Here is a 5171-nt window from a genome sequence, read left to right on the forward strand (position 1 = left end):
GTGGGTGTGTGTGGGTGGTGGCCGTATCTCGGGAACCGTATAGTGGACGCTGCAGCATGATCATCGTTTCACCGCACCGTTGTCCCACCAGGGGTGGGGTGGTGTGGTGTGTGTCAAGTCCTCGGCCTATTAGTACCAGTCAGCTTCACCCATTTCTGGGCTTCCACGTCTGGCCTATCAACCCAGTGGTCTAGCTGGGGGCCTTACCCACTCGATGGTGGTGGGAGACCTCATCTTGAAGCAGGCTTCCCGCTTAGATGCTTTCAGCGGTTATCCTTTCCGAACGTAGCTAACCAGCCGTGCTCCTGGCGGAACAACTGGCACACCAGAGGTTCGTCCGTCCCGGTCCTCTCGTACTAGGGACAGCCCTTCTCAAGTCTCCTGCGCCCGCAGCGGATAGGGACCGAACTGTCTCACGACGTTCTAAACCCAGCTCGCGTACCGCTTTAATGGGCGAACAGCCCAACCCTTGGGACCGACTACGGCCCCAGGATGCGACGAGCCGACATCGAGGTGCCAAACCATGCCGTCGATATGGACTCTTGGGCAGGATCAGCCTGTTATCCCCGGGGTACCTTTTATCCGTTGAGCGACAGCGCGTCCACAAGCCACTGCCGGATCACTAGTTCCTACTTTCGTACCTGCTCGACATGTCTGTCTCACAGTCAAGCTCCCTTGTGCACTTACACTCGCCACCTGATTGCCAACCAGGCTGAGGGAACCTTTGAGCGCCTCCGTTACTTTTTGGGAGGCAACCGCCCCAGTTAAACTACCCACCAGGCACTGTCCCTGATCCGGATCACGGATCGAGGTTAGATGTCCAATACGACCAGAGTGGTATTTCAACGTTGACTCCACAACCACTGGCGTGGCTGTTTCATAGTCTCCCACCTATCCTACACAAGCCGAACCGAACACCAATACCAAGCTATAGTAAAGGTCCCGGGGTCTTTCCGTCCTGCTGCGGGTAACGAGCATCTTTACTCGTAGTGCAATTTCGCCGAGTCCGTGGTTGAGACAGTGGGAAAGTCGTTACGCCATTCGTGCAGGTCGGAACTTACCCGACAAGGAATTTCGCTACCTTAGGATGGTTATAGTTACCACCGCCGTTTACTGGCGCTTAAGTTCTCAGCTTCACCACCACAAGGATGGTTAACCGGTCCCCTTAACGTTCCAGCACCGGGCAGGCGTCAGTCCGTATACATCGAATTGCTTCTTCGCACGGACCTGTGTTTTTAATAAACAGTCGCTCTCCCCTGGTCTCTGCGGCCTTCAACGCTTCCCAACGCACGGTTGGTCACGTATCCGGCCCCCCTTCTCCCAAAGTTACGGGGGCATTTTGCCGAGTTCCTTAACCACGGTTCACTCGATCGCCTTGGTATTCTCTACCTGACCACCTGTGTCGGTTTAGGGTACGGGCGGCTGTCACACTCGTTAGAGGCTTTTCTCGGCAGCATAGGATCACCCACTTCGCCACAATCGGCTCGGCATCCAGTCTCAAGGATTAACGCGTGGCGGATTTACCTACCACACCCTCTACACTGTTACCCCGGGACAACCATCGCCCGGGTTGGGCTACCTTCCTGCGTCACCCCATCACTTGTCTACTACCGGTTCGGGTCCCACGCTCCACCACCACACGTCCCGAAGGACACACGATGGTTTCGGGTGGTTAGCATCACCAGGTTCAACATGGGCGCGTGACCGCCGGTACGGGAATATCAACCCGTTGTCCATCGACTACGCCTGTCGGCCTCGCCTTAGGTCCCGACTTACCCAGGGCGGATTAGCCTGGCCCTGGAACCCTTGGTCATTCGGCGGCAGGGTTTCTCACCCTGCTTTCGCTACTCATGCCTGCATTCTCACTCGTGTAGCCTCCACGACTGGGTCACCCCGCCGCTTCGCCGGCCACACGACGCTCCCCTACCCAACCACACACCTGAACCACCGGCCACAAGGACCAGCAGCTGGGTACATGTGTGATTGCCACAGCTTCGGCGGTGTACTTGAGCCCCGCTACATTGTCGGCGCGGAATCACTTGACCAGTGGGCTATTACGCACTCTTTAAAGGATGGCTGCTTCTAAGCCAACCTCCTGGTTGTCTGTGCAACTCCACATCCTTTTCCACTTAGCACACGCTTAGGGGCCTTAGCTGGTGGTCTGGGCTGTTTCCCTCTCGACTACGAAGCTTATCCCCCGCAGTCTCACTGCCACGCTCTCACTTCACCGGCATTCGGAGTTTGGCTGACGTCAGTAACCTTGTCGGGCCCATCGGCCATCCAGTGCTCTACCTCCGGGAAGAAACACGTGACGCTGCACCTAAATGCATTTCGGGGAGAACCAGCTATCACGAAGTTTGATTGGCCTTTCACCCCTACCCACAGGTCATCCGCCCACTTTTCAACGTAGGTCGGTTCGGGCCTCCACACGGTCTTACCCGCGCTTCACCCTGCCCATGGGTAGATCACTTCGCTTCGGGTCTAGAGCATGCGACTAAAAACGCCCTATTCAGACTCGCTTTCGCTACGGCTACCCCACACGGGTTAACCTCGCCACACACCACTAACTCGCAGGCTCATTCTTCAAAAGGCACGCCATCACACCCCACTCAAGGGAAATGCTCTGACGGCTTGTAGGCGCATGGTTTCAGGTACTATTTCACTCCCCTCCCGGGGTACTTTTCACCATTCCCTCACGGTACTGATCCGCTATCGGTCACCAGGAAGTATTTAGGCTTAACGGGTGGTCCCGCCAGATTCACACAGGATTTCTCGGGCCCCATGCTACTCGGGAGAACAAACACTGAAGTCACCGCTACCACGTCTACGGGGGTAACACCCTCTACGCCGGACCTTTCAAGCCCTTCGACTTCAACGATGATTTCTTACTTCAGACCAACATGACAGTGCTGGAACGTTCGAACCCCACAACCCCGCGCACGCAACCCCTGTCAGGTCTCACACGCACACGGTTTAGCCTGTTCCGCTTTCGCTCACCACTACTCACGGAATCACAATTGTTTTCTCTTCCTACGGGTACTGAGATGTTTCACTTCCCCGCGTTCCCTCCTACCACCCTATGTGTTCAGGTGGAGGTGACGGCACATAACTGCCGCCGGGTTTCCCCATTCGGACACCCCCGGATCATAGCTCGGTTGCCAACTCCCCGGGGCTTATCGCAGGCTCCCACGTCCTTCATCGGCTCCTGGTACCAAGGCATCCTCCATGCGCCCTTAAAAACTTGACCACAAAGATGAAGATGCTCGCGTCCACTATACAGTTCTCAAAACACGGACAGCACCCTGACCACCACCACCGTCAACCACCACCCACCCCCCGCGCCCCAACCAACGAGACACAAGAGATGAACGGCTGATACGGCAGCACAATCAGAACCGCCACACAACCAGAGCGAACCAACCACCACAACGCGCGGCGGCCAATCCCTCAAAACCCAACAGTGCACCACAACACACACCCACCCCATAAGGAGCAGAATGTGCGCACATTTTTGTTGACGTTCCATCCATGAGCCAACCACCACAGAACACTCGCCTGTGACATGGCCTCCACAACCCCCACCAACCAAAAGGCCGGAAAAGAGGGTTGAGAAAGAAGCTCCTTAGAAAGGAGGTGATCCAGCCGCACCTTCCGGTACGGCTACCTTGTTACGACTTCGTCCTAATCGCCAGTCCCACCTTCGACCACTCCCTCCCCCAAAGGGGTTAGGCCATGGGCTTCGGGTGTTACCGACTTTCATGACGTGACGGGCGGTGTGTACAAGGCCCGAGAACGTATTCACCGCAGCGTTGCTGATCTACGATTACTAGCGACTCCAACTTCACGGGGTCGAGTTGCAGACCCCGATCCGAACTGAGACCGGCTTTTTGGGATTCGCTCCACCTCACAGTATCGCAACCCTTTGTACCGGCCATTGTAGCATGCGTGAAGCCCTGGACATAAGGGGCATGATGACTTGACGTCATCCCCACCTTCCTCCGAGTTGACCCCGGCAGTCTCCTATGAGTCCCCACCATAACGTGCTGGCAACATAGGATAAGGGTTGCGCTCGTTGCGGGACTTAACCCAACATCTCACGACACGAGCTGACGACAGCCATGCACCACCTGTACACGACCCTTTAAAGGACCCGACATCTCTGCCGGATTTCCGTGTATGTCAAACCCAGGTAAGGTTCTTCGCGTTGCATCGAATTAATCCGCATGCTCCGCCGCTTGTGCGGGCCCCCGTCAATTCCTTTGAGTTTTAGCCTTGCGGCCGTACTCCCCAGGCGGGGCGCTTAATGCGTTAGCTACGGCACGGACCCTATGGAAAAGGACCCACACCTAGCGCCCAACGTTTACGGCGTGGACTACCAGGGTATCTAATCCTGTTCGCTCCCCACGCTTTCGCTCCTCAGCGTCAGTTCCGGCCCAGAGACCCGCCTTCGCCACCGGTGTTCCTCCTGATATCTGCGCATTTCACCGCTACACCAGGAATTCCAGTCTCCCCTGCCGGACTCTAGCATGCCCGTATCCACCGCAAACCCGGGGTTAAGCCCCGAGCTTTCACGACAGACGTAACACGCCGCCTACGAGCCCTTTACGCCCAATAATTCCGGACAACGCTCGCACCCTACGTATTACCGCGGCTGCTGGCACGTAGTTAGCCGGTGCTTCTTCTGCGCCTACAGTCACCCGAAGGCTTCGTCAGCGCTGAAAGAGGTTTACAACCCGAAGGCCGTCATCCCTCACGCGGCGTTGCTGCATCAGGCTTTCGCCCATTGTGCAATATTCCCCACTGCTGCCTCCCGTAGGAGTCTGGGCCGTGTCTCAGTCCCAGTGTGGCCGGTCGCCCTCTCAGGCCGGCTACCCGTCGTCGCCTTGGTAGGCCACTACCCCACCAACAAGCTGATAGGCCGCGGGCCCATCCCTAGCCGAAAAACTTTCCACACACGGATCATGCGATCATGTGTCATATCCGGTATTAGACCCAGTTTCCCGGGCTTATCCCAGAGCTAAGGGCAGGTTACCCACGTGTTACTCACCCGTTCGCCGCTCGAGTACCCCCGAAGGGGCCTTTCCGCTCGACTTGCATGTGTAAAGCACGCCGCCAGCGTTCGTCCTGAGCCAGGATCAAACTCTCCATTAATGCATAAACAACAACCCCAC

General features: G+C 56.8%; 2 rRNA genes. Both read right to left on the reverse strand.

Features of this window, described 5'->3' with window-relative positions:
- Positions 1–109: 109 nt before the first annotated feature.
- Positions 110–3247 (reverse strand): 23S ribosomal RNA (locus tag ELR45_RS34150).
- 379 nt (positions 3248–3626) lie between these two features.
- Positions 3627–5151, reverse strand: a 16S ribosomal RNA gene (locus tag ELR45_RS34155).
- Together the 16S and 23S rRNA genes form the textbook arrangement of a ribosomal RNA operon.
- Positions 5152–5171 lie beyond the last annotated feature (20 nt).

It is taken from the genome of Phytoactinopolyspora endophytica (assembly GCF_004138495.1).
In the GTDB taxonomy this organism is placed as follows: domain Bacteria; phylum Actinomycetota; class Actinomycetes; order Jiangellales; family Jiangellaceae; genus Phytoactinopolyspora; species Phytoactinopolyspora endophytica.